The organism is Enterococcus innesii (assembly GCF_022846515.1).
GTDB lineage: Bacteria > Bacillota > Bacilli > Lactobacillales > Enterococcaceae > Enterococcus_D > Enterococcus_D innesii.
This window is the reverse complement of sequence record NZ_AP025635.1, coordinates 2,093,263-2,116,350: the sequence shown is the minus strand read 5'-3', so window position 1 is coordinate 2,116,350 and position 23,088 is coordinate 2,093,263. Positions and strand designations below refer to the sequence as shown.

General features: G+C 46.2%; 27 protein-coding genes. All 27 read right to left on the bottom strand.

Translation table 11 applies throughout. From position 1 onward, the window contains the following. Positions 1–53: 53 nt before the first annotated feature. Positions 54–1,136 (bottom strand): flagellin N-terminal helical domain-containing protein, encoded by a 1,083-nt coding sequence (locus ENLAB_RS09920; protein ID WP_005226642.1) that lies wholly within the window; start codon positions 1,134–1,136, stop codon positions 54–56. Between the two features lie 136 nt (positions 1,137–1,272). Further along, on the bottom strand, positions 1,273–2,193 hold the full coding sequence (gene flgL / locus ENLAB_RS09915; protein WP_016619541.1) for a flagellar hook-associated protein FlgL: 921 nt from the start codon (positions 2,191–2,193) through the stop codon (positions 1,273–1,275). 3 nt (positions 2,194–2,196) lie between these two features. After that, positions 2,197–3,720 carry a flagellar hook-associated protein FlgK gene (gene flgK, locus ENLAB_RS09910; protein ID WP_244350901.1) on the bottom strand — a complete coding sequence of 508 codons (1,524 nt, stop codon included), beginning with the start codon at positions 3,718–3,720 and terminating at the stop codon, positions 2,197–2,199. 11 nt (positions 3,721–3,731) lie between these two features. Further along, positions 3,732–4,088 (bottom strand): hypothetical protein, encoded by a 357-nt coding sequence (locus tag ENLAB_RS09905; RefSeq protein WP_016609029.1) that lies wholly within the window; start codon positions 4,086–4,088, stop codon positions 3,732–3,734. Then, entirely contained in the window at positions 4,089–4,364 is a 276-nt protein-coding gene (gene flgM, locus ENLAB_RS09900; RefSeq protein ID WP_005226638.1) for a flagellar biosynthesis anti-sigma factor FlgM, read from the bottom strand. A gap of 95 nt (positions 4,365–4,459) precedes the next feature. Continuing rightward, positions 4,460–5,518: a flagellar motor switch phosphatase FliY gene (gene fliY / locus ENLAB_RS09895; RefSeq protein WP_244350898.1), complete on the bottom strand. Its 1,059-nt coding sequence runs from the start codon at positions 5,516–5,518 to the stop codon at positions 4,460–4,462. Continuing rightward, positions 5,515–6,525, bottom strand: coding sequence for a flagellar motor switch protein FliM (gene fliM, locus ENLAB_RS09890; protein ID WP_008376586.1), 1,011 nt, complete (start codon positions 6,523–6,525; stop codon positions 5,515–5,517). Before fliM ends, fliY begins: the two co-directional genes overlap by 4 nt. A gap of 17 nt (positions 6,526–6,542) precedes the next feature. After that, complete coding sequence (locus ENLAB_RS09885) at positions 6,543–6,932, bottom strand: chemotaxis protein CheW (protein WP_096742049.1); 390 nt, start codon at positions 6,930–6,932, stop codon at positions 6,543–6,545. A 19-nt stretch (positions 6,933–6,951) separates the two neighbouring features. Next, positions 6,952–7,314, bottom strand: coding sequence for a response regulator (locus tag ENLAB_RS09880; protein ID WP_003129084.1), 363 nt, complete (start codon positions 7,312–7,314; stop codon positions 6,952–6,954). Between the two features lie 14 nt (positions 7,315–7,328). Then, on the bottom strand, positions 7,329–7,916 hold the full coding sequence (locus tag ENLAB_RS09875) for a chemotaxis protein CheC (RefSeq protein WP_005226634.1): 588 nt from the start codon (positions 7,914–7,916) through the stop codon (positions 7,329–7,331). After that, a complete protein-coding gene (locus ENLAB_RS09870; protein ID WP_244350895.1) occupies positions 7,913–9,964 on the bottom strand; it encodes a chemotaxis protein CheA in 2,052 nt (683 codons plus the stop codon). The genes ENLAB_RS09875 and ENLAB_RS09870 overlap by 4 nt, the downstream gene beginning before the upstream one ends. A gap of 21 nt (positions 9,965–9,985) precedes the next feature. Next, positions 9,986–10,759 (bottom strand): CheR family methyltransferase, encoded by a 774-nt coding sequence (locus ENLAB_RS09865; RefSeq protein ID WP_244350892.1) that lies wholly within the window; start codon positions 10,757–10,759, stop codon positions 9,986–9,988. A gap of 5 nt (positions 10,760–10,764) precedes the next feature. Beyond that, positions 10,765–11,775, bottom strand: coding sequence for a chemotaxis-specific protein-glutamate methyltransferase CheB (gene cheB, locus ENLAB_RS09860; protein WP_244350889.1), 1,011 nt, complete (start codon positions 11,773–11,775; stop codon positions 10,765–10,767). Between the two features lie 15 nt (positions 11,776–11,790). Then, the gene (locus ENLAB_RS09855; RefSeq protein ID WP_005226629.1) at positions 11,791–12,300 is read right to left on the bottom strand and encodes a chemotaxis protein CheD; all 510 of its coding nucleotides are present in this window, start codon (positions 12,298–12,300) and stop codon (positions 11,791–11,793) included. Beyond that, positions 12,272–12,775 carry a chemotaxis protein CheW gene (locus ENLAB_RS09850; RefSeq protein ID WP_244350887.1) on the bottom strand — a complete coding sequence of 168 codons (504 nt, stop codon included), beginning with the start codon at positions 12,773–12,775 and terminating at the stop codon, positions 12,272–12,274. Before ENLAB_RS09850 ends, ENLAB_RS09855 begins: the two co-directional genes overlap by 29 nt. Before the next feature lie 18 nt (positions 12,776–12,793). Beyond that, the gene (locus ENLAB_RS09845; protein WP_005226627.1) at positions 12,794–14,089 is read right to left on the bottom strand and encodes a methyl-accepting chemotaxis protein; all 1,296 of its coding nucleotides are present in this window, start codon (positions 14,087–14,089) and stop codon (positions 12,794–12,796) included. Between the two features lie 154 nt (positions 14,090–14,243). Further along, positions 14,244–14,954, bottom strand: coding sequence for a cell division ATP-binding protein FtsE (locus tag ENLAB_RS09840; protein WP_005232774.1), 711 nt, complete (start codon positions 14,952–14,954; stop codon positions 14,244–14,246). A gap of 12 nt (positions 14,955–14,966) precedes the next feature. Continuing rightward, positions 14,967–15,749 (bottom strand): flagellar hook-basal body protein, encoded by a 783-nt coding sequence (locus tag ENLAB_RS16895; RefSeq protein WP_142426403.1) that lies wholly within the window; start codon positions 15,747–15,749, stop codon positions 14,967–14,969. A 10-nt stretch (positions 15,750–15,759) separates the two neighbouring features. Next, positions 15,760–16,461, bottom strand: coding sequence for a flagellar hook-basal body protein (locus ENLAB_RS09825; protein ID WP_086293575.1), 702 nt, complete (start codon positions 16,459–16,461; stop codon positions 15,760–15,762). Continuing rightward, positions 16,458–17,165, bottom strand: coding sequence for a sigma-70 family RNA polymerase sigma factor (locus tag ENLAB_RS09820; protein ID WP_015508736.1), 708 nt, complete (start codon positions 17,163–17,165; stop codon positions 16,458–16,460). Before ENLAB_RS09820 ends, ENLAB_RS09825 begins: the two co-directional genes overlap by 4 nt. A gap of 30 nt (positions 17,166–17,195) precedes the next feature. Continuing rightward, positions 17,196–19,271: a flagellar biosynthesis protein FlhA gene (gene flhA, locus ENLAB_RS09815; RefSeq protein WP_244350884.1), complete on the bottom strand. Its 2,076-nt coding sequence runs from the start codon at positions 19,269–19,271 to the stop codon at positions 17,196–17,198. A gap of 19 nt (positions 19,272–19,290) precedes the next feature. Then, positions 19,291–20,358, bottom strand: coding sequence for an EscU/YscU/HrcU family type III secretion system export apparatus switch protein (locus ENLAB_RS09810; RefSeq protein WP_201705583.1), 1,068 nt, complete (start codon positions 20,356–20,358; stop codon positions 19,291–19,293). A gap of 30 nt (positions 20,359–20,388) precedes the next feature. Beyond that, the gene (fliR, locus tag ENLAB_RS09805) at positions 20,389–21,138 is read right to left on the bottom strand and encodes a flagellar biosynthetic protein FliR (RefSeq protein WP_005232781.1); all 750 of its coding nucleotides are present in this window, start codon (positions 21,136–21,138) and stop codon (positions 20,389–20,391) included. 12 nt (positions 21,139–21,150) lie between these two features. After that, positions 21,151–21,414, bottom strand: a complete 264-nt coding sequence (gene fliQ / locus ENLAB_RS09800) for a flagellar biosynthesis protein FliQ (RefSeq protein WP_077453123.1) — start codon at positions 21,412–21,414, stop codon at positions 21,151–21,153. Between the two features lie 25 nt (positions 21,415–21,439). Next, positions 21,440–22,204, bottom strand: coding sequence for a flagellar type III secretion system pore protein FliP (gene fliP / locus ENLAB_RS09795; RefSeq protein WP_244350881.1), 765 nt, complete (start codon positions 22,202–22,204; stop codon positions 21,440–21,442). Continuing rightward, positions 22,201–22,566, bottom strand: a complete 366-nt coding sequence (locus ENLAB_RS09790; protein WP_005231716.1) for a flagellar biosynthetic protein FliO — start codon at positions 22,564–22,566, stop codon at positions 22,201–22,203. The genes fliP and ENLAB_RS09790 overlap by 4 nt, the downstream gene beginning before the upstream one ends. A gap of 14 nt (positions 22,567–22,580) precedes the next feature. Beyond that, positions 22,581–23,084, bottom strand: a complete 504-nt coding sequence (locus tag ENLAB_RS09785) for a flagellar basal body-associated FliL family protein (RefSeq protein ID WP_005472968.1) — start codon at positions 23,082–23,084, stop codon at positions 22,581–22,583. Between the last annotated feature and the right edge of the window lie 4 nt (positions 23,085–23,088).

The following is a 23,088-nucleotide window of genomic DNA, read 5'->3' as shown; positions in this document are numbered from 1 at the left end:
GAACTGCGCTTCCCCTAGGCAGTCCTTGTGTCAGTGGTTCACTTGATCAAAAATTATCCTTGTAACAAGCTCAATACGCTGTTAGGCATTGAGTTTGCTTGTGCCAACATTGAAGTTGCTGCTTGAGAAAGGATGTTGCTCTTCGTAAAGCTCATCATTTCTTGCGCCATATCAACGTCACGGATACGTGAGTTTGCTTCAGATAGGTTTTCTTGTGTTGTACCTAAGTTGTTGATTGTGTGTTCTAGACGGTTTTGCGCCGCACCAAGATCCGCACGTTGTGCAGAAACTGCTTTGATCGCTTCATCGATTTTTGTGATTGGGTTGTTTTCAACGCTGACAGTTGCCGCTGCTGCTTTGCCTTCATCAGAAGCGGTAAATGTTGCTAAAGCATCATCGTATGTTTTTTGAGCTGTTGCTTTTGCTGTATCATCCGCTGCTGTATCGATGGCTGTTTGTAATTCAGCAACTGTTTTACCAGCTGCCGCATCAACTGTGCCATCCGCTGCATATTTTGTTGTAGCATCTGCTTTGAAGGCAGTCGCTACTGCTTTATCTTTTGCTGCAGCAACAGCTTTAGCATCGCTTGTGTCAATGGCTTGTGTTAAATCTAAGCCTTTTACTTTCAAGGCAGATGAGCTCATGTTGTTGATTGAAACGCTCATTGTTTGGTTTGCGTTGGCACCGATTTGGAAAGTGAATGATTTCGCATCATCGCCTTCACCAGTTAACAAGCTTTTTGTATTGAATTCAGTGGTATTGCTGATACGGTCGATTTCATCAGACAATGCAGTGTATTCTTTGTTGATCGCACTGCGGTCGTCATCACTTAACGTACCGTTTGAACTTTGAACCGCAAGATCACGCATACGGCCTAAGATGCTGTGGGTTTCATTTAATGCACCTTCTGCTGTTTGGATCAATGAAATACCATCTTGTGCGTTGCTTTTTGCTTGTGACAAACCGCCGATTTGGCCTTTCATTTTTTCAGAAATTGCTAAGCCAGCTGCGTCGTCCCCAGCTTTGTTGATGCGTAAGCCTGAAGATAATTTAGACAAAGAATTGCTTTTAGAAGCATTTGCTGCCGTTAGGCGTGAGTAAGTATTCAATGCTGAAACGTTTGTATTGATTCTCATGTGTAGTTCCTCCTAATTTTTATTCGCTAAGGTTTCCCTCTGCTACTATTTATCGGAAGAAACCGTTCAGGGTTAAGCCTTTTTTCTAAAAAAAATAAAAAACTTTTGCTCTCAGCAAAGAACAAAAGTTTTTGGGTTAATTTAAATAATCTAGAATGGACATCTGCATGATCTTTGTTCCCATCGCTAGTGTTGAACGGTAGGCAGTCATTTGATTTTGATATTCCATATACTTTTCCGCAATATCGACGTCTTGTTTGTTAGACAGTGTTTCGGTCAAGTTCAGCTTTTCCGTCTCATTTCGATCAGCTGCCGCCTCCAAGCGATTGTAGAGGGTGCCGATCTGCGCCCGTACATTCACCACATTAGTGGCATGCTGGTCATGAGCGGTTAAAAGCTCGCCCCCTAAGGCATCTTTATCATCACTGCGCAACGCAGACAATAAATCATTGAAGTAGGTGCTTAAATTTTGGGGATCCGTAGCGGTGCCCGTCTCGTTCATCAGTCGATCACCGCTGGCTAACAGATCCACCGAGACCCCGTTTGCGATTTCTCGCGGCAAGTCTTCGCTGGTGCCATTGTATTTGATACCGACGATAGCGTCATTTTCTTTGACGATCTCAAAAGGCGCCGTCGTTGTATTCGTTCCGCTAAATAGATAGCGGCCATCAAAGTTGGTATTTAATGATTCAACGATGCCTTCGATCTCTTGCTCAATCTCTGAACGATTTGCCCCTAATTCCTCACTGCCAGCTGTCGCATTGGCAGAAGATTGAACCAATGAGCGAATCCGCAGCATCGAGGTACTGACGCTTTCTAAAGCAGAATCTTGGGCTTTTGTCCAAGAAATACTGTCTTTGATCGTATTATTGTAAGTTTTGTTTTGATTTAACGACACATTGAGATCCATGATTTTTGAAACCAGCAGCGGATTATCCGAGGACTTGCTGACTTCTTTCAAGCTCGATAGCTGATTCAACGTGGATTGGACTTTGGAGGCGTTGGTTCCTAGATTTCGTAAAAAATCATTGTAGGTGATGGAATTGGAAATACGCATGGTCTACACTCCTGTTCGATTGATCAATGTGTCTAACATTTCAGAAACGACCGATAATATGCGGGCATTGGCCTGAAATCCTTGTTGGAAACGAATCACATCTGACATTTCTTCATTTAATGAAACCCCAGACACCGATTGATTTTTGTATTCTAGTTGATTCAGCAGCGACAATTGGGCACTGACTGTATTGTCGGCTTGCTGTTTTGAGATCCCGTTTTTGGTGACGATGCTGTTAAAATAGCTGCTGACACTCATGCCAGATGCTGCATTGGCAAACGTCAATGTCTCAGAATCAAAAGAAGCGATCGTCTTTTCTGACAACGGGAAATCCAATTTGGCACTGCTGAGTTTCGCCATTGCAGCAGCTCTTGAACCATCTCCTGCTGCATTGCTCGTTCCGCCGGTCACCAGACTTGGGTTATCTAACAGTGCTTGGCTGACCCGAATCGTCGTCGCTGTGCCGGTATCATCTTGGCCGATCTCAAATAGTCCGCTTGTACGAGAAGCGCCGCCGGTAAAGACCATGTTCATGGCTTGCGCGATCGTCGTCGTAAAGTTGTTCAATTCCGTCAAGCGGCTGCCGATTTCACCAGATGATGCTTGCAGGCCCCCGATCGCGCCTTCTTTGATCGGCAATTCTGTATAGGCGGTGTCGCCATTGTCGGTGGTTTTCGTCAACAAGACGGTTCCTGCTGGATAAGACCCTGTGATGGTTTCGGCAGGATTCAAGGCGTTGCCGTCTTTGGAAACCAAGGCGCCTGTGTCGCTTTGTCCCACCACCACACTAAGGGTATTGCGTTCCTCCGCACTTAAAATCGTCTGTCCGCTCATGGATACAAACCCACGGCCATATTGATCGGTCTTGGTTTCGATCCCTGCTAGACCCGAGAGATCTTTCAACAGACTGTCCCGACGATCTAAGAGATCATTGGGTGTTTCACCACTTGTCGTCAACCCATAGATCTGTTCATTCAAGGATTGCAGCTGCTTGACCTTCTCATTGAAGTCCAGCGCGGATTTTTCGATGGTATCCAGCGTTTCGCTTTGCAGCTGTGTCATTTGTTTGCCCATTTGGTTGATGGTATCGGCAAACGTACTGCTGTTTTCCAGCACAAGGGTCTTAGACGTATCCAGTTCAGGATTGTTGGCTAATGCTGTCCAAGAATCAAACATCGTTGCCAGCTGTTTGGACAGTCCGTTGTCGGAAGGCTCATTCATTAAACTTTCCAGCTGTCCTAATATGTCTGCTTTTTGTTCATAATATGTATAGGTAGAATTGGCATTGCGTACTTGTCCAATGACAAAATCATCGACGATCCGTTCGACACTGCCGACTTTCACACCCATACCGATGCTGCCGACACCCGCTAGATGGTAAGACGCTTCGGCTTGCAAGTTGACTCGTTGTCTTGAGTAGCCGTCTGTATTGGTATTTGCAATGTTGTGGCTGCTGGTTTGCAACGCTGCTTGATTGGCGGTCATGCCCCGGGTTGCGGTGCCTAATGAACCAAATAGTCCTGTCATAGAAGTACTCCTTACATTTTTTGATCGATGATCGCTGTTGAGACAGCTTGTTTTTCTTGGTATTTCGAATACGTATTTGCCGGTGTCTTGATATTTTCTTTGACTGCATCCATCAAAACGGTTTGGAAACTAATGGCTTGTTCCGTCAGCAGGAGATTTTCGGCTTGCTGCACTTGGATCTGGCGGATGAGTTCTTTGATCGCCACTGAAAGAGTTCCTTCATACGTGGAAAAAACGGGTACGAAGGCGGTTTTTTTCTCGACGAGTTCTGGTAATTTTTCTGCTTGATTTTTGATCAAGCAGGTCTTTTCTTTTTGCAGCAACCGCAAGAACTGCTGAAGCTGACGCTCAAATTCCCGTTCTGTCATCTAGTCGACCTGCTTTTCATCTTGTTGCAGCATTTTATCTGCGATCGTTTCGGCAGATACTTGGTAGGTGCCTTCTTTGATCGCTCGTTTCAATTCTGCCACTCGCTCACTGCGACTGGCTGTTTGATTGGCACTCTTTTGAATGGCTTGAGCTGTTTCGGACAATTGAACATCGACGGTTTTTTCTGTCTGAGCAGCAGATGGCTTTTCTTGTTTGACCGCTTCACGTTTGATGGCCTTGTCGCTGTATTCTGCGTACCCTCTTTCGATTTTCATAGGTTCTCCTCCGTTCTCATTCTTCTACCCTCTACTATCGGTCAAATCACAAAAAAGTTAAACCCATATGTTTAACTTTTTGCGATTTCTTCAAATTAATGCAAATTGTGGATGCGTTGTTTTTGCGAAAGAATGTTGGTGATCCGCACACCAAAGTTTTCATTGATGACCACGACTTCCCCAGTGGCGATCAGTTTGCCGTTCAACAAAATCTCTAGCGGTTCATCCGTCAGTTTTTCAAGCTCGATGACGGACCCCGTATTGAAAGATAAAATATCCTTAATGGTTTTTTTGCTGCGGCCTAACACGACACTTAGATCCAATGGCACATCAAGGATCAAGTCCAAATTATCCCCATCGCTCACTCCGCTGGAGGCCAATGTTTGAAACGCCGGTTTGCTGACTTCCACGGGCTTTGATGCAACCGCTGGTTCTGGCGTAGGTGCAGCAACGGGTGCCGTTGGCTGCGGTGTTGGTGTTTCCCGAGTAACGACAGTCGCTTCATCGGACAGCATCGCACTGGCGATATCGTTGACCACCGGATCCGTAAAGATCTGCATGATTTTGCTTTCGATCAAACCTTCGACGCGCAAAGAAAATGAGATACAATAAATCTCTTCCTCTGCCTCGATCCCGCTATACTCAATGTTTTCTGGCGTCTCCCATAGTTTGACGATCGGCGGTAAGATATCCACTTTGCGGCTGATCATCGTTGCCATCGAAGTCGAGGCCGTCCCAATCATTTGGTTCATGGCTTCGGCCACAGCACTTAGCTCTAATTCCGTAAATTGGGTATTGGTGGTTTCACCGGTTCCCCCCATCATCAAATCGGCGATCACGATGGCATCTTTGACTTCTAACAGCATCAAATTACTGCCTAAAAGGCCTTCTTTAAATTCAACTGTCGTCGCTACTTTTGGTGCAACGAGGTCGTTTAAGATCTCACCAAATTTGATTTTAGACACCCGAGGAGTCGTGATGCTGACCCGACGATCAAGAATGGAAGACAACGTCGTCGCCGCCTGCGACATGGAGATATTGCCAACTTCGCCGATAATGTCGACTTTGACTTGCTCTTCTAATCCTTGCGGCTGGGCTGGGGCACTTTGATTCAACAATGCATCGATTTCTGCTTGGGATAAACGTTCACTCATAGTTCTTGCTCCTCTTCTAACTTGTCTAATAATTCAATGGCTAAATGGTCCTCTTGCTTCCCAGGTTTTGCTCGGAAGTAAGGTTTTCCATCGATGAAGGTCTCTAATGGTTCAGTAATTTTTTTGTCTAGTTTGATGACATCGCCTTCTTCTAAGTGGAGAAACTCAGAAAGACTCATTTGAGCATGGCCCAGCAGAACTTCTAGATTCAATCCGACCCCATTCAAACTTTTTTGCAACTCGCGGCTATCGTCTTGGTTGACGGGCTGATTGCTATCAAACCAATTGCGGAAACTTAATTTATCAATGATCCCTTCAAAAAAGACATAGGGGATACATAGATTGATGAAATGTTTCACTTCAAAAATTTTGATAGTAAAGGTCACTAATACGACGGGTTCGTTGGGCGACATGTTTTGCATCAATTGCGGATTCGTATCGATTCCATCCAAAACCGAATCCAAGGCAACGATGTCCTTCCAAACATTTTGGTAGACCCGTACAAATTGTGCTACTACTTCTTCCAAGATCGCTGTTTCAATATCAGTAAAACTTTTTTTCTCGCTAAAATCCATTTCGATCGGCTTGTTTTGATAGACATCCAAGCCGCCGCACAACAACTCCACCAACATCATACACAGTTGTGGGTTCATCTCGATCATTTGGATCCCGCTCAAAGGCTGCGAATGAAAGAGCCCCAACAAAGTAAATTTTGGTATCGAATGGATAAATTCGTCATAACTGACTTGTTCGATAGCTGCCAACTGCAAAGAAACATTGGTCCGCAGTTGGGTAGAAAGCATGCTGCTGCTCATCTTCGAGAAATCCTCGAAGATCATGTGCAGGGTATTGACGTATTCTTTCGACAGCTTTGTTGGTCGGCGAAAATCGTAGGCTTTCACTTTGGCTTGTTTGTCTTCTATCTCAATAATTTCTTGATCGATCTCTCCGCTGCTCATCGCATTCAACAATAAATCAATCTCTTGCTGCGTCAATACCTGATCCACACTAATCCCCCATTTTTTTAAAAAATCATGTGATCGATTTGAATCACACTGGCTACTTTTTCACCGATCGGCACGACCCCAACGGCGTGTTCTGTCTCTTGATTGCCTAGTTGGATATCGTCTTCGGTGATATCAAGAACTTCAATTACTTCTTCTACGAGGACCCCTTTGGTCTCCTCTTGCTTCTTCATGATCAATATGTTTTTTTCGTAGGCTGGTTCCATGATGGGAATCAATTTTGCCAAACGAATCACCGTTACGACAGACCCCCGCAGATTGATCAACCCTTCCACCCACTCTGGTGCTAAGGGCACCTTCGTAAAAGAAGGGGCATCAATGACCTCGTCCACCGAGTCCGCCGAGATCAAATAGTACTGCTGAGCCATTTTGAAAAGAATCATCTGCATGTCGCTATCCTCCTAGGCATTAGGCAAAGGCTTTGTCGATGGCAGTGATTACGCGGTCCGTGTCAAAGGGCTTCACGATAAAGTCCACCGCACCGGCGCGAATCGCATCCATCACCATTCCTTGTTGCCCCATCGCACTGCACATCACGACTTTCGCCTGCGCATCAAACGTGCGGATCATTTTTAATGCCTCTAAACCGTCCACTTCTGGCATCGTGATATCCATAGTCACTAAGTCTGGTGTCGTTGCTTGGTATTTTTCAAAAGCCTCTTGGCCATTTTGGGCTTCCCCCACGACTTCATAGCCGTTTTTTTCTAAAATATCCTTTAATTTCATGCGCATAAATACCGCATCATCCACGATCAATACTTTTTTTGACATTGTATTTGCCCCTTTCAAATTCCTAATGAATCAAATATGTTTTCTAGTACACCGATTTCTGGAATCAAAAATAACGATGCCTCTAATGTTTCTTTGGCGTAGACGAACTCATTACGAATCACCATCACCTGCTCATCATACTGGGCCATCGCCAAATAGATGGAGCTGATCGCTGCGCCAAAGAAATCATAGCTGGCGCTTGGTAAAGACGCACTCAGCTGGGTTTCCAACAGTTGCCCGATCGCGATCAAAAAAGAATTGGTAAGGATGTTGGTCAACTCGTTGATGACCGATTGTTTCAACTCTTCAGACGGATCGCTTTCTTGGATCATCAACTGACGCAATTTTGCGGCGGATTCATCCGTTAAGACAAACAAGAAGATCCCTCGAAACGCCCCTTCGATCTGGCTCATCACTACATGAACTTCTTTGTCTTCCGCCATGATCTGCTGATACAGGTCCTCATACGCTAGAATCTCGACTTCCGGTACCCGCATATCGATCGGTTGTTGGACGAGCTTTGATAAACTCGTCGCAGCGTGACCACCGCCGATATTGATCAGTTCTTTTAGCCCATCGATCTGCAGCGCTGTATAGCTCATAAGCGGTCATCCTTTTTTTCCTGACAGATGGCATGAATGTCTAGGATCAGTGCGATCGAGCCGTTGCCCATAATCGTTGCTCCTTGATAGCGATTCAGCTTTTGCAGCAATGGATCGATTTTCTTGATGACGATTTCTTGTTGACCGATCAGCTCATCTGCCAAAATGCCGTGAAATTGCTGGTCATTGTTGACGATGATGGCGAATTTTTTCTCAGATGGATCGCCTTCGATCGCTAAGAGTTGATCGGTCCGGACCAACGGAATCAACTCCTCTTGAAAACGATAGACCTCATCCGAGACCGTCTGGATGATCTCTTCTTCTTTGACCATCACCACGCGTTCGACGAGATTTAATGGAATCGCGAAGGTTTCTGCTCCGACACGAACCATCAACGCTTGAATGATCGACAGGGTCAATGGCAATTTGATCACAAACTGCGTGCCTTTATTCGGCTGACTCTTCATTTCGATCGTGCCCCCTAGTTGGGTGATCTTCGATTGCACAGCATCCATCCCGACACCGCGCCCAGAAATATTGGTCACTTCTTGCGCCGTTGAAAAACCAGGATGGAAAATCAGCTGCTGCAAAGCTTCATCGGAAAGGCCTTCCGTTGCTAAGCCTTTCTTTTCAGCACTTGCTTTGATTACTTGCGGATCAAGGCCTTTGCCATCATCCTCTAAAGTAATGATCACGCGATTGCCTTCTTGGTAGGCCGCCAAGCGAATCGTGCCCTTGCGCGGTTTGCCCAGTTTTTCCCGAACATCGGGTGCTTCGATGCCGTGATCGACAGAATTACGCAATAGATGGACCAGAGGTTCACTCAACTCAGAAACCACTGTTTTATCCAATTCCGTTTCTTCCCCAAAAATGACAAGTTCCATTTCCTTTTGCAGTTCATTGGATAAGTCCCGAACCATTCGCGGAAAGCGACTAAAGACGACATTGACTTGCTGCATGCGGATCCGCAAGACCAAATCTTGCAGCTCAGAGGTCAATCGCGAAACTTGCTCTAAGGGGTCTTTGACTGCTTCGATGTTTTCCCGCTCACTGACATCTTCCAATTGATTGCGATAGACCACCAATTCGGACACGAGATCCAAGAATGAATCTAAGCGATTCAAGTCGACTCGGATCGATTGGTTTTGGGCGGACGCATGATGCGCGGGCGCCGGCGATTTTTCTTTCGTTTCTGTTGTCGCTTGCTGAAGGGCAGGAGTCTCTGACTCTGGGGTCGGCACTGGTTGAAGCAGCTCTTCTGCCTCCTCCAACACAGCAGCTGAAGGATCAAACGGTGCCACCACGAAGGCTTCAATCTCACTATTGCTGGCGATGTTTTGCTCGACATCAGCCAGTGTTTGCTGCGTCAAATACAGCAGTGAAAAATCTGATTCAAAGGTGCCTTCTTCGAGTGTTTGGGCATCTGGTTCTGTATAAAGAACATCCCCTGCTTGGCCCAGCTTTTCCATGATCAAGAAGGCACGAGCGCCTTTTAACATGGATTGGGCATCTAAGCGAATAGCAATTTGGACCGCTTGATAGCCATCTCCAGCCGCTTGCTCGATCACATACAGATCAGAAGGATCGATCTGTTGAAGCTGTGGGGTTAACGCGCCTACTGCGGTGGGTTTTTGGCTTGCTTCTGTCTCGGTTGATATACCGCCAGAATGTTCCGTTTGGTCAAGTTCGGCCAATAAATCGGCAATTTGAGCTGGCTGCAGGTCGCGTTCTTCCCGCAAGTCCTCCACAAGTTCTGACAGGCGATCCAGACATTTGAAAATCAATGAGATCGATTGCTGGGTCACTTGCAAGGTCCCAGTTTTAAATAACTCAAAAATATTTTCCATTTTATGGGTCAGCTGCGTCATGACGTCATAGCCCATCGTTGCCGCCATCCCTTTAAGGGTATGGGCAGAACGGAAAATATCATTCAGCAAGGCGCTATCTTTTGGATCGTTTTCCAATTGCAAGACATGATCATTCAACTGCGCTAAATGATCGTCTGTTTCTTCAAAGAAAAGGGTACGATAGACACTATTGTCATCCAAATGGGTCCCTCCTTTACAAAATTATACTTTTTGATAGATAAACGAATCGATTTTCTTGAGACCGAATTGTTCCGCAAAATTGATCGTTTCTGTCGCTCCCGTAAACAAAATGCCCCCTGGCACCAATGCATCGCTGAATTTTTGATAGACGGCATCCCGAGCATCACTTTTGAAATAAATCGTCACATTACGGCAAACGATCACATCAAAAGGCCCATTGTACGGGTCTTTCAAAAGATCGTGTTGCTTAAAATGAACCCGCCGTTTGATTTCTGGTTTGATCTGAAACTGGTTCTTTTCTTTTGCATCAAAAAAACGGGTACGTTCTACCGCTGAGACATTTCGCAATTCGTGGTCTCGATAGAGTCCTTGCTTGGCTTTTGCCAAAATTTGCGTATCGATATCGGTAGCCAAGACATTGGCTGCGGCAATTTGGTTTTTTTCTAGCAGCATCGCGATCGTATAGGGCTCTGCCCCAATCGAACATGCGGCACTCCAAATTTTGGGCAGCGTGGTTTTCGGGAGAACAATGGTTTTCAAGACGCGTTCAAAGGCGTCAAACAGTTCTTTGTTGCGATAAAATTCCGTTACGTTAATGGTGATATGGGCTAAAAAAGCCGCCCGCACCCCTTCATCGCCTTCGATCAATTGCTGGTATTCCCTCAACGTTTTTGCTCCGCTGTTTTCCATGATCGTAAGGATGCGGCGCTGCATTTGATTTTCTTTGTATGCGGCTAAGGGAATCCCTAATCGGCGATCCACCCACGCATTAAATAAGGCAAATTCTTCTTCCATCTTCTTCACCTGACCATCTGTGCAATTTTTGCTTCAATGCCCTGCAATGGCAGGACTTCATCCACGACTCCTTGTTCAATGGCATACCGCGGCATCCCAAAGACTGTACACGTTTCTTTGTCTTGAACGATCGTATAGCCCCCAGCCGCTTGGATCTGTCGTAAGCCAGCGGTGCCGTCTTTTCCCATCCCCGTCAAAACCACTGCCGCTAGTTGCGGGCCATAGTAGTCAGCTGCTGAGGAAAAAAGATAATCGACGGTTGGCCGCGTCCCATGCCGTTTTTCTCGCTGGTCCAGCTGCAGGTGCCCTTGTTGGACCGTCATGTGGTAATCCCCTGGACAAAGATACACTTGATTTTCGATCCGCATGCCGTCGACTGCTTCTTGTACTCGGACGGTTGTCTCTGTGTCTAAGCGTTTTGCAAAGGAAGCCGTGAAGCCCGCTGGCATATGCTGAACGATCAAAATCGGGCAACGCAAACGTGCAGGCAGACGGCGAATAATTCCCAGCAAAGCACGGGGGCCGCCTGTTGAAGCACCAATGACTAGCGCATCAAGTGATACCGGCAAGCTGTTTTGTGTCAGCTTAGTGGGCTGGGCAATCGTTGGTACTGGCGGGTGAACCGTACCGACTTCATGATCCATCGCCAAAATCTTTTGATGAAATTCAGCGATCCATTCTTTTTCGATCATCGATAGACTGACGGGTTTTTCCACAAAATCTCGGGCGCCAAGCGCCAAAGCCTCAATCGTGGTTTCTTGATTGGTTAATGAACTAAGCATGATGATGGGAATGGCTGATTGCTGTTTCATCCTCCGCAAGGTCTCTAATCCGTTCATCACTGGCATCTCCACATCCATTACTACCAAATCGATCGCTTCTTTGGTCAGATAGTCCAATGCTTGTTTGCCATTGCGGGCAGCGACGGTCACCTCGATATCAGGCAGCTGATTCAATAAATCTGTCACTACTTTCCGCATGAATGCCGAATCATCGACGATCATTACTTTTTTCATGTCCCTGTACTCCTTTTACAAATAAACGATTTCTTGTTTGACTTGCCGAACCATGGTCTTGAAATCCTGAAGATCCACGATCATCGTTCGACCAGCGCTGCCGCCAACATGTTTGGCTACGATCGGAATGTTTAGCCGAGCCAAGACTTCCTCGACGGCTTCAATATTGCGCTGACCAATATTGCTGGCAGCGTTAAGCGTCTGGAACTGAAACATATTGGCGCCGCCAACGATTTTCGCTTGAAAGCGAGGCCGACGGATCTTTTGTTCCAGCTCAGCCACCATCGCTGGCAATGCCAAGTCCGCAAACTTCTCGGGCTTGATTTCCCGCTTGTGCAAAAAAGGCTGACTATCTGGCAGCATAATATGACTCAAGCCGCCGATATGACTGGCTTCATCGTAAATGATCGTGCCGATGCAAGAACCTAAACCCACCGTGATCAAACGCGTTGGCGCTTGGGCGATCTTATACTCCGAGATCCCCACATGCAGTTCCTCATTCACGGTCATCATTGTCATCGTCATTGGCGGCTGCCAATTCCTCTGTCTGATAGGCGTCTAACTCCGCCGTCATCTCAGCGGCTTGTTCATAGCTAAAGAGAAACGGCAGCTCCAATGCCAGCACAAGTTCATCGTCTTTTTTCAGAAAGGCTTCGATATAGTTTTGCTTGAGTTCTGATGTATTTAGTTCCGCATTGCTAGGACTTTCAACTAGCGGTAAAATACCGACGATCTCTTCCACGTAAAGGCCGATCGCTTGCTCTTGCCAGTGACACAACAAAACCACATTTTGCCCAGTTTCCGGTGTAAATTCATCAAACAGCTTTTTGCGGATGTCAATGATCGGCACCATCGCCTCTTCAAAAGGCTGGATCCCCAGCACGAAATCTGCCACTTCTGGCAGCTGTGTAAAAGAAGCAGCCTCAATGACCCGTACCACATAGTCGATACGCAAGGCAAAGAGTTGTTGATGACTTTTAAATACAACGTATTGTTCCATTGGCGTCACTGCTCCTTTTTAGAATTTGAAACTATCCACTTGGAATTTAAGGATAGTGGCGATCGTTTCGATCTCTTGCACATTCCGCTCAAAGTCTTCGATGACTAAGTAGAAGTCCTCTAAGTTTGCCGTTACTTCTTGGGTGCCGGCAGAGGTTTCCGAAACAGCAGCCGAAATGTTGCTGACGGAAACTTGAACCATGTCTTTTTTCTCAACGATCCCCGTAATATGGGCTTCCACGGCTTGAATACTTGAAACCAATTTTTCGACAATATCAGAGATCTCATTGGCTGACTCGATCGCTTTGTTGATATTGTTGGTTTGTTTTTCGCCGCTTTCAAAGGAATCCGTCACTGCAGAGACCACTTTTTCCGATTTTTTGCGGATCGTTTCAATGATCGAACGAATGCTTTTCGTTGATTGACTGCTTTGTTCCGCCAAGCTGCGGACTTCTTCCGCAACGATGGCAAACCCTCGGCCCGCTTCTCCAGCTCGAGCTGCTTCGATGGATGCATTCAATGCCAGTAAGTTGGTCTGATCAGAAATGTCATTGATCAGCTGAACGATCTTACCGATGCTTTGGACATCTTCGTTCATGTCGTTCATGCTTTCCACTAATTCCGCTTGGTTTTGCCGTTCGATCTCCCAGCTTTCAAATACATGGAACATCATTTCTGAATTGTGGACATTGCTGCTTTGGGATTGACCGACATAGCCATTCATCAATTCGATCTCTTTGTGGATCTCTTCGATACTTAAGGCTAGCTCGTCCATATCAAAGGAGGTTTGTTCCGCTTCGGAGGCTTGTGAACTAGTGGCATCTGCGATGGCGTTCATCGTCTGACGCACATTTTCAATTGAATTTTTGGCATTTTTTGAGGTTGTCGTTAGGCCGCCTACCATTTTTTCCATTCGGCTGCTTTCTTCGTGCATGCCAACGATCACCGCTTTGAAGGTGTTTAAAACCCCTTGAAAACGATTTTGAACTTGCCCAAAAAGGGAAGTTTGGTCGCTGCTGCCGATCTCATCAATATGCGACAGATCGCCAGAACCGACTGCTTCTAGTTCTGTCAACAACGTATCCATGCCTGAGTGGGTCTCTTTTTTTACCAAATAGGTCATTCCTACTAACACTGCGATTTCTAGCAGCAGTACGATTACTGAAAAAATAAAGAAACTTTTTGCTGCTTGTCCGTCTCCATGGGTGCGGATCACGAAGAAATAGCATCCTAATAATACGATCAGGGTAAATCCTAGCGGAATCAACGCCGCCAAGCGGATTTTTTTGATGATAGCTTGTACCTTCTTCTTCATAACAGTATCCTTTCCTATGCAAAATGATCAGTCGTGCTGTTTATCAAGATTCGCTCTTCACTTGATAATCGTTGGGTCACTCCTTCTTTATCCGATTATGAAAACAATCTTCTAGTTCTTTAATCGGATCTTTTGCTAGAAAAGTTAAGCATCTTCACCAGACATATGTATCTTTTGGATCAGCAAAGCGCGTATAGCCGCCTTGGTATTCATCACGAACCAAACGACCGTTTTGCAGCTCGACTACTCGATTACGGACCGTATTGACCATCGTACTGTCGTGGGTCGCCAAGAGGATCGTGGCACCCACTTGATTGATCCGCAAGAGCAGTTTCATGACTTCGACGGCTGATTTGGCATCCAGATTGGCGGTGGGCTCATCGGCGATCAAGACTGCTGGCTCTGTGACGATCGCCCGCGCGATCGCTACTTTTTTGCGCTGTCCCACGGAAAGCTCTTCAGGATAGTGATCCTTTTGAGGAAACATGCCCACCAGTTGCAGCGCTTTGGCGGTTTTTTCCTGACGCAGCTTGCGGGGAGTGCCTAGTACTTGCAGCGCATAGTCAACGTTTTTGGCAACCGTCAGATAAGGAAGCAAAAGGTCTTCTTGTCCGACGATACCGACTTGTCGTCGAATCATATAGAGATGACGGTCTTTGAGTTGTTCCAACAAGACATTGCCGACTTGGATAGAACCGGCCGAAAGCTCTTCTTCTTTCAAGAGCAATTTGAATAAGGTCGATTTGCCGGCACCACTGGGACCCACCACATAGATAAATTCTCCTTGAGGGATCGCAACAGAAATATCGGCCAATGCCAACGTACCATTGCTGAATTTTTTACTGACCTTGGTTAAGCGAATCATGTTCTTTCTCCTCTAATCTGTAAAACGATTGATCACGGACCACATCTCATCGGCTGTCTGCATGGCTTTCGTATTCAATCCATACGCACGCTGGGTCGTTAACAAGTCTGTCATGGACGTCGCTAGATCCACCGTCGACTGTTCTAACTGTCCTTGCAAGACGCTGCCAAAGGCTGCCGGATTGGTTTGAGAAGTAAGCAACGCTTGATCACCGGCACTGTACAGTTGGTTGCCCACTGGCGTGATGTTTTCTGTATTCGTCGGCTGATAAAGGGTCAGCTGTCCCAACACGCGAGTCTGACCATTTTCTTCCGTCGTCAACTGACCGCTGGCATCTATTGCGATTTGCTGCGCATCTGGCCACTGCGCGGTTGGTACGTTTGTGGTCATTGCCACAGGGTACCCTTCACTATTGACTAATTGCTTGTTCTCACTTAAATGAAAATTGCCTGCTCGACTCAGCAGCAATTGACCGGTTTGGTCCCGAACCCCGAAAAAGCCATTGCCTTGGATCGCGAGATCTAATGGCTGAGCAGTGCCCGCCAGATTGCCTTGGGCAAAACTGGTAGTCGTAGTCGCTTTTGCCCCCATTGACGCACCATATTGGGCGGCGTTGCCATTAAATAGCGTTTCTTCTGCACCGATGGCATTTTCCATCAATGCTTGAAAATGGGTCGTTTGTGCTTGGTAGCCATTGGTATTGACGTTGGCGATGTTGTTGGCTGTCGTGTCTAAGTTTGTCTGCAAATGATTCAACCCAGAACGGCTGATTCCTAATAATCCACTGATATTCATTGACTCATCCTCAAATCTTTCCTAATTCGTTGACCGCTTTTTGCAATGTTTGATTCGTTGAACTCAAGACTTTCTGATTGGCTTCAAATTCCCGAGAAGTCTGGATCATCGCCACCATTTCATCGGCAACCGCTACATTGGCTTGTTCTAAGGCACCTTGCTGGATCACGGGTGCATTCACCGTGGTTCCTGCTGCGTTGCTAGTCACGTAGTTTTGACCAGCTGTAGTCAATGCTTCTGGGGGGAATGTTTGGATCTGAAAGTTCGCTGGTCCTAAGGCGCTGACTGCTTGTCCATTGGCACCCAAGACAAGATAGCCTTCTTGTGTCACGTATTGATTCTGCTGATTGACGGTAAAGTCGCCATTTCTCGTATACAACCGCTGACCCGCGTTGTTTTGAACGACAAAGTAGCCTTCAGAAAGCAGTGCAAAATCGCTGGCTTGTCCCGTCTGTTTGACGGCACCTTGGTCTTGACTGATCGTACTGCCTGCCAATTGGGTCCCTAAAGACAATCCACCGATGTCACGGCGGGTATCCGCATTGGGCCCGCTTTGGTAATTATGCAATGCCACTTCATCTAGCGCCGACTGGAACAAAGTTTTTGCTTGATATCCTGTTGTATTGACATTAGCAATATTGCCGCTCGTCGTCTCTTGTCGCTTTTGTAATAATGAAATGTTCCGTGATAAGACATCCAATCCTCGAATCATGCCAGTTCCTCCTCAATCAATGTGCGCAATTTGGCAATCGTTTTGCCATGAATTTGTGAAACTCGTGGAATCGAGACTTCTAAGATTTCAGCGATTTCTTTTAACGTCAGTTCCTCGGTATAATACAAACTTAAAATCAATTGTTCCCGTTCCCCTAATTTTTTGATACACGCCACCAAAGCGGTGCGTTTTTCTTCGGCGACCAAGGTATCTTCGACATTCTCGGCAGGATCTCGAACCATATCTTTTAAGGTCATGCCTTCTTCTTGGTAAGCAAACAAGGTATCTTCCAAAGAGACGCTGGCTAAGTAGTGCAGACTCTCATAAATATCCGCTAGTTGACTTTGGTTGATTCCCAGCTGTTTGCAGATCTCGGTGTCGGTGGCTTCTCTTTTGAGGCTTTGCTCTAACTCTTGCCGTGCTTGATAAAACTGATTGACTGCCGCCATTTTGTATCGGGAGATTTTGGCGTGCTTGCGTACTTCATCAATGATTGCCCCTTTGATGCGAATCGCTGCATAGCTTTCAAAAGGAACTTTTTTTGAGGGATCGAATTTCCGCAAGGCATCCATCAACCCAATCACCCCAATATTGTAGAGATCGCCTGATTCATAATCGGCGGTTTTGATAGACAGGCGCTGAACCACCCGTTCCACTAGCGGCAGATACTTGATGATCTCCGCTTCTCGATCGACTTCATACATCGGCGATGCCCCTTCCTAAGAAAATTCTGCTTAAATGTCAATACTGCCCACCGTTTCGATCGCAATTTCATTGGGAATCTCATTTAGAGAAAGAACGGCGATATCTGGAAAATTAAAAACGATCATTTTTTTAAATGCTAACCGGATCTTAGGCGATGCCAGAATCACGAAATTGATATTTTGAGCGATCGCTGCATGTTGGATCCCACTGATGGCATCCAACAGCTTGGTCACGGTATCTGGTTTTAAGACCGGGTACGAGCCAGTTGCGGTTTTTTGGATACTTTGAGCGATGATTTCTTCTAGTTTCGGCTGGATCACCGCCACTTGCAGCTCGTGGTTCTCATTGGCATACTTGGCAGCGATCGTCCGTTTCAGTGCTTGGCGAACATATTCTGTCAAAACTTCTACGTCTTTCGTGACAACGCCGTAATCGGCTAAAGTTTCTAAGATTGTTGCTAAGTCATTGATGGGAATTTGTTCATCCAATAAATTTTGCAAAACTTTTTGGACCTCGCCGAGCCGCAAGATATCGGGGATCAATTCATCGATCACGACATTGTACTGCTCTTTGATGCCCTCCAATAATTTCTTGACTTCTTGGCGACCTAACAGCTCTGGTGCATGGGCATAGATGATTTCTTTTAAGTGTGTTGCGATCACGGTCAACGGCTCGATAATCGTAAACCCTTGCAGATCCGCCATCTCCTTATCGGATTCATCGATCCACATAGCATCCAGATGAAAGGCTGGTTCTTTTGTTGCGATTCCTTGAAAAGGAAACGGCTCTTCATTCGGGCTGATCACCATGACTTTATTCGGGTAAATATCGCCGCGACCGACTTCGTTGCCGCGGATCTTGATCACATAATCATTGGCATCCAAGTAGAGGTTGTCGCGAATACGAACAGGACTGACTAAGATCCCTAATTCTCTAGCACTCTGTTTTCGAATCGCCACGATGCGGTTCATCAAGCTGTTGTCGATCGAACGATCCACGATAGGGATCAGACCATAACCGATTTCCACTGAGATTGGTTCCACTTGGAAGGAAGCCACGGAATCGTCTTCTTCCTGTGCTTCTTTTTTGCGTTCCAGTGCCAATTTTTGTTCCCATTGTTTTTGTTCCACTCGCTGCTTTTCTTCTTTTTGCGTCACCAGAAAACTGGCTGCGAAAAGGCCTAAGCCAATCAACACAAAAGGCACAAAAGGAAACCCGGGAACTAAGGCTAAGACGAAGAGAATCGCCCCCACGATCCGAAACAGTTGGGGATTACGCATCACATCTACCGCAATATCCAAACCAAAGGAACTATCGTTATCGGAACGAGTCACGATCACCCCAGAAGCAATCGAAATCAATAAAGAGGGAATCGAGCTGACCAAGCCATCCCCGATCGCCAGTTTCCCGAATTGGGCGAAGGCTTCCATGACGGTCATTTGTCCCCCCATGGAGAAAATGATCGCCCCACCGACTAAATTGATGACAGTGATCAAAATCCCTGCGATCGCATCCCCTTTGACAAACTTGCTGGCACCATCCATCGAACCAAAGAAATCAGCTTCTCGCTGCAGATCTTTTCGTCGTTTGCGGGCATCCGCTTCCGTGATCAATCCGGCATTTAGGTCGGAATCGATTGCCATTTGCTTGCCGGGCATCGCATCTAATGTGAAGCGAGCAGTCACCTCGGAGACACGCCCTGCACCATTGGTCACGACGACTAGCTGAACCACCATGATGATCACGAACAAAATGATCCCCACGATGTAATTGCTGCCGGCAACGACATTGGCGAAGGCATCGATCACGTGTCCGCCATTTCCTTGGGTCAAGATCAACCGAGTGGAAGATAGGTTCAAACCTAAGCGAAACATCGTTGTGATCAGCAGCAAGGTTGGAAACGTAGTGAATTCCAACACTGATTTTGTAAACAGGGTGATCAGTAAAATGTTGATCGCGATCGTCAAATTGATAATGATCAGAATATCTAATAGTGCACTCGGTAATGGAATAATAATTAGACCAATAATAGCTAGGACGATCACCGAGATTAAGATATCCGCCAGACCAATGCCTTTTTTCGGTTTTGAGGCAGCCTCATTCATTTTTGTTCCTCCTGTTTCCTTAAATCTTGCCGCGTTGGCTTTCTTCTAACTGATAGACCAAAGCGATGATTTCGGCAATGGCTTCATACATTTCAACAGGGATCAGATCCCCGGGTTCTACTTGGCGATAAAGGGCCCGTGCCACTTCACGATTTTCGATCTGTGGAATATTTTCTTTCAGTGCTTCTGCTTTCATCCGCTGCGCCAGCTGATCTGCCCCTTTGGCCAAGACCCGCGGCACCCCTTCACTGCTGGCATCGTAACGAATCGCAATGGCGAAATGGGTCGGATTGGTGATCAAAACCGTCGCTTCTTTGACGTTGGCGATGGCATTTTGGGTCATCGCACGGTATTTCGCTTTGCGCTGTGCTTTGACTTGCGGATCACCTTCCATTTGCTTGAACTCTTCTTTGACTTCCTGCTTGCTCATCATCAAGTTCTTACGATGGCTATAGCGTTGGTAGCCGTAGTCGACTACGGCTAAAATGATCAAAAAAATCGAGATCTGTAAAAACAATTCTTTGGCCCGCAGCAGCATGAACAGGATCGTTTTTTCCAACCCCACTTCACTCAAACCCAGTAAAACAGGGACGGCGGCTAAAAATTGTTGATAGCACAAGTAGACGATCACGCCGAATTTCGCCAATGTTTTGCCTAAATTCATCAACGAGCGCAAACTGAATTGCTGCTTGATCCCGCTGATAGGGTTCAGCTTTTTAAAGTCTGGTTTGACGGCCTTGCCAGAAAACAACAGACCAACTTGGGCATAATTCGTGAGAAGCCCGACTCCGAGCGCGACCAGAAAGACGGGCGCACACAACAAAAGCAGCAGCAAAATACTCTGCACCCCCAGTTTCGGCAGATCCGCCAAACTGGTTTGATAATCAGCCAGCTGCGCCAAACTTTGGGAAAAATAAGGCAAAAAAGACGCGGCGAAAAACTGCCATAAAGACAGGATCAAAAACGAGAAGACCAATAGCGAAACAGCTGCTGCTAATTCCTGGGTCTTAGGGACCTCCCCGCGTTTGCGGGCATCCCGCAGCCGCTTGGCACTGGGTAGTTCGGTTTTGCCATCTTTTTCTGCCATCTTCTCACCTCCTACTGGCTACCTGTTACTTTATTGAAAGGACTCGATAAACTCCTGCAAATAGCGGACTGTATCTGGCAAGTGTTTGCCTAAGTACGAAAGGACATTGGGTAATAGCAAGAGAAACACCACAAAACTGATGGCAGTTTTCATCGAGAGACTCATCATCAAAATATTGATCTGGGGGATCGAACGAGAGATCACACCTAGTACCAGGTCCACCAACAGCAGCGCAATGATCATTGGTGCCGCAAGATTGACTGCCATCACCATCATTTGGCTGAAAAGTTTAACGATGCCTTCAACCGTCGTGCCTTGGATCACCACAGAACCTAAGGGCACGATCCGAAAAGACAACAGCAGTGCTGTGATCAGTCGATGATGCAGATCAAGTCCAAAAAACACAGCGATCGTCAGCCAATAGTACGTTTTGCCATACTGGGAAGAGGCGATTTGCAACGTCGGATCATAGGCTTGCGCCATCGAAAAGCCTACTTGAAAGTCGATCAGTTGACCCGCAATTTCCACACCAGTAAAGACCAGCTGACTCAAATAGCCCATCGCCATCCCAAACAGTACTTCCTTGATGACGAAAACCGTCAGCATAAAGAGGGAAAGCTCGGGAATCGCAGGTGCCGTCGGCAGACATAGAACCGTCAACGCCATGCCGATCACGATTTTTGCTAGTGATGGAAAATTTTGCTGTGAGAAGATCGGACAAAGGACGACAAACGCCAATATTCGACAAAAAATCAACACCGTCGCTTGAATCGGCGCCATCAGGTTTCCTCCTTACATTGCCGCAATCATCTTGAAAATCATTTTGGTAAAATTCAACAAGAGATTCAGCATAAAATTCCCCGCCAAGATCAAGGTCAAAAAAATCGCTAATAGTTTCGGCACAAAACTCAACGTTTGTTCTTGGATTTGGGTAGTGGCTTGAAAAACACTGATCACCAATCCAACGAGCATGCCGACCAATAAGGCGGGGCCAGATATCGCTAGAATTCGAAGAAAGGCTTCCCTTAGCACATCAAGTACCATTTCTACTGTCATTTCCTCTTGGCTCCTTTCTTAGCGGCTATTGAAAGCTCTTGATCAGCGACTCCACGATCAGATACCAGCCATCCACTAAAACAAATAGTAAGATCTTGAAGGGCAGTGAGATCATGATTGGCGACAGCATCATCATCCCCATCGACATCAAGATACTGGAGACGACCAGATCAATGATCAAAAAGGGGATAAAAATCAAAAAGCCGATACTGAAAGCCGTTCGTAACTCACTGATAATAAACGCCGGTACCATAACGGTCAGAGGAACATCGTCAGAAGAATGATACTTTTCGGTCTCCCCATCAGCTTCCGCAAACAAGGCAATGTCTTTTTCCCGTGTCTGTACCATCATAAAGGCCTTGATCCGTTTTTCTGAGCGGTCAAAGGCTTCGGCTTGGCTGATCTCTTGTCGATCAAACGGTTCGATCGCTTGCTGGTAGATGTCGGTATACACAGGTTTCATAATAAAAAATGTCAAGAATAAGGCCAACCCGATCAACACTTGATTGGGCGGGTTTTGCTGTGTACCTAACGAACTGCGCACAAAGGACAAGACCATGATGATACGAGTAAAAGAAGTCATCATGATCAGCAAGACTGGTAAAAGGGAAAGCAGCGTCAGCAACAAGAAGGTATTGATCGTATCACTTGAGCCATTCCCATTCGACAATAAATTGTTGATGGTGGAACTGACGTCTTCCGTGTCTAGCGCAAATGCCGTCTGCGGAAGCATCAGACTGCTGAAAAGGACCGCAGCCATGATCTTGATATCTCTGCCTTTGCTCTTCATTTTTGCTTGCCTCGTTTTCCAGCAATTTCCGCCTTGGCTTTGTTGAGCCATTCAGAAAAGTCTTTGCCAGCTTGCACTTGGGTGCTTTCTAGGCTTTGCTGTAAAAAAGCGGCCGTTTCTTCTGGCGTCAACTCTTTGATGATTTGGTTTTGCTGTTCAGAAAAGCTCATGACATAACATTTGTCCATGATTTGGACGATCCCGATCGAAGACGACTTGCTGACGGCGATTTTTTGCAAAATACGCAGCTGGTGATTGTGCTGGTTCGTGTAACGATTCAAATATTTCAAACTGATGTTGATCAAATAAAGAATAAGCAGCAAAAACCCAATCATTTTGACCAGCGATAAAAATGTTTCCATCAACATGCCTCTTTCTATTGGATCACTAAATCCGTCACATAAACATCCTTGGCGATTTCTGATCCGTATTCCTGATTAATTGTTTCTTTCAATGCTTTTTTTAAATTCGGTACACTTTCGGCGGAGCTCAAAATACCGCTGGCCTTTTGTTGGCGCAATAAATTCACGACGCTGTCACGAATGACGGCCACATTTTTCGTGGCTTCCGCGCTTTTTTCCTCATCCGCCACTAAAATCGATAAATTGACCTTCATGTATTGCTGCTCTTGGTTGTCTTCTTTGGCCAGATTGACTAAAAATTCATCCAATGCCACGATCGCTTCGTCTGAGGAGATTTTGCTGCTGTCTTTTGCTGTTTCAGCAGCTGCTGTTTTTTCCCCCGTCAAAAAGTGATTTGTCACTAAGGTCCCGCCGATACTGCCGCCGACTACCACGATCAAGAGGATCGGCAGTAAAACAACCATACTCAAGCCTTTTTTCTCTTTTTCTGCTTTTGGTGCTTTTTCTTCTTTTGCCATCTTT

Coding starts and splice junctions, on each gene's coding strand:
- ENLAB_RS09920 (WP_005226642.1), bottom strand. CDS start 1,136: ATGAGAATCAATACAAACGTTTCAGCATTGAATACTTACTCACGCCTA.
- flgL (WP_016619541.1), bottom strand. CDS start 2,193: ATGCGTATTTCCAATTCCATCACCTACAATGATTTTTTACGAAATCTA.
- flgK (WP_244350901.1), bottom strand. CDS start 3,720: ATGACAGGACTATTTGGTTCATTAGGCACCGCAACCCGGGGCATGACC.
- ENLAB_RS09905 (WP_016609029.1), bottom strand. CDS start 4,088: ATGACAGAACGGGAATTTGAGCGTCAGCTTCAGCAGTTCTTGCGGTTG.
- flgM (WP_005226638.1), bottom strand. CDS start 4,364: ATGAAAATCGAAAGAGGGTACGCAGAATACAGCGACAAGGCCATCAAA.
- fliY (WP_244350898.1), bottom strand. CDS start 5,518: ATGAGTGAACGTTTATCCCAAGCAGAAATCGATGCATTGTTGAATCAA.
- ENLAB_RS09885 (WP_096742049.1), bottom strand. CDS start 6,932: ATGCAGATGATTCTTTTCAAAATGGCTCAGCAGTACTATTTGATCTCG.
- ENLAB_RS09880 (WP_003129084.1), bottom strand. CDS start 7,314: ATGTCAAAAAAAGTATTGATCGTGGATGATGCGGTATTTATGCGCATG.
- ENLAB_RS09875 (WP_005226634.1), bottom strand. CDS start 7,916: ATGAGCTATACAGCGCTGCAGATCGATGGGCTAAAAGAACTGATCAAT.
- ENLAB_RS09865 (WP_244350892.1), bottom strand. CDS start 10,759: ATGGAAGAAGAATTTGCCTTATTTAATGCGTGGGTGGATCGCCGATTA.
- cheB (WP_244350889.1), bottom strand. CDS start 11,775: ATGAAAAAAGTAATGATCGTCGATGATTCGGCATTCATGCGGAAAGTA.
- ENLAB_RS09855 (WP_005226629.1), bottom strand. CDS start 12,300: ATGACGATGACAATGATGACCGTGAATGAGGAACTGCATGTGGGGATC.
- ENLAB_RS09850 (WP_244350887.1), bottom strand. CDS start 12,775: ATGGAACAATACGTTGTATTTAAAAGTCATCAACAACTCTTTGCCTTG.
- ENLAB_RS09845 (WP_005226627.1), bottom strand. CDS start 14,089: ATGAAGAAGAAGGTACAAGCTATCATCAAAAAAATCCGCTTGGCGGCG.
- ENLAB_RS09840 (WP_005232774.1), bottom strand. CDS start 14,954: ATGATTCGCTTAACCAAGGTCAGTAAAAAATTCAGCAATGGTACGTTG.
- ENLAB_RS16895 (WP_142426403.1), bottom strand. CDS start 15,749: ATGAATATCAGTGGATTATTAGGAATCAGCCGTTCTGGGTTGAATCAT.
- ENLAB_RS09825 (WP_086293575.1), bottom strand. CDS start 16,461: ATGATTCGAGGATTGGATGTCTTATCACGGAACATTTCATTATTACAA.
- ENLAB_RS09820 (WP_015508736.1), bottom strand. CDS start 17,165: ATGTATGAAGTCGATCGAGAAGCGGAGATCATCAAGTATCTGCCGCTA.
- flhA (WP_244350884.1), bottom strand. CDS start 19,271: ATGAATGAGGCTGCCTCAAAACCGAAAAAAGGCATTGGTCTGGCGGAT.
- ENLAB_RS09810 (WP_201705583.1), bottom strand. CDS start 20,358: ATGGCAGAAAAAGATGGCAAAACCGAACTACCCAGTGCCAAGCGGCTG.
- fliR (WP_005232781.1), bottom strand. CDS start 21,138: ATGGCGCCGATTCAAGCGACGGTGTTGATTTTTTGTCGAATATTGGCG.
- fliQ (WP_077453123.1), bottom strand. CDS start 21,414: ATGACAGTAGAAATGGTACTTGATGTGCTAAGGGAAGCCTTTCTTCGA.
- fliP (WP_244350881.1), bottom strand. CDS start 22,204: ATGAAGAGCAAAGGCAGAGATATCAAGATCATGGCTGCGGTCCTTTTC.
- ENLAB_RS09790 (WP_005231716.1), bottom strand. CDS start 22,566: ATGGAAACATTTTTATCGCTGGTCAAAATGATTGGGTTTTTGCTGCTT.
- ENLAB_RS09785 (WP_005472968.1), bottom strand. CDS start 23,084: ATGGCAAAAGAAGAAAAAGCACCAAAAGCAGAAAAAGAGAAAAAAGGC.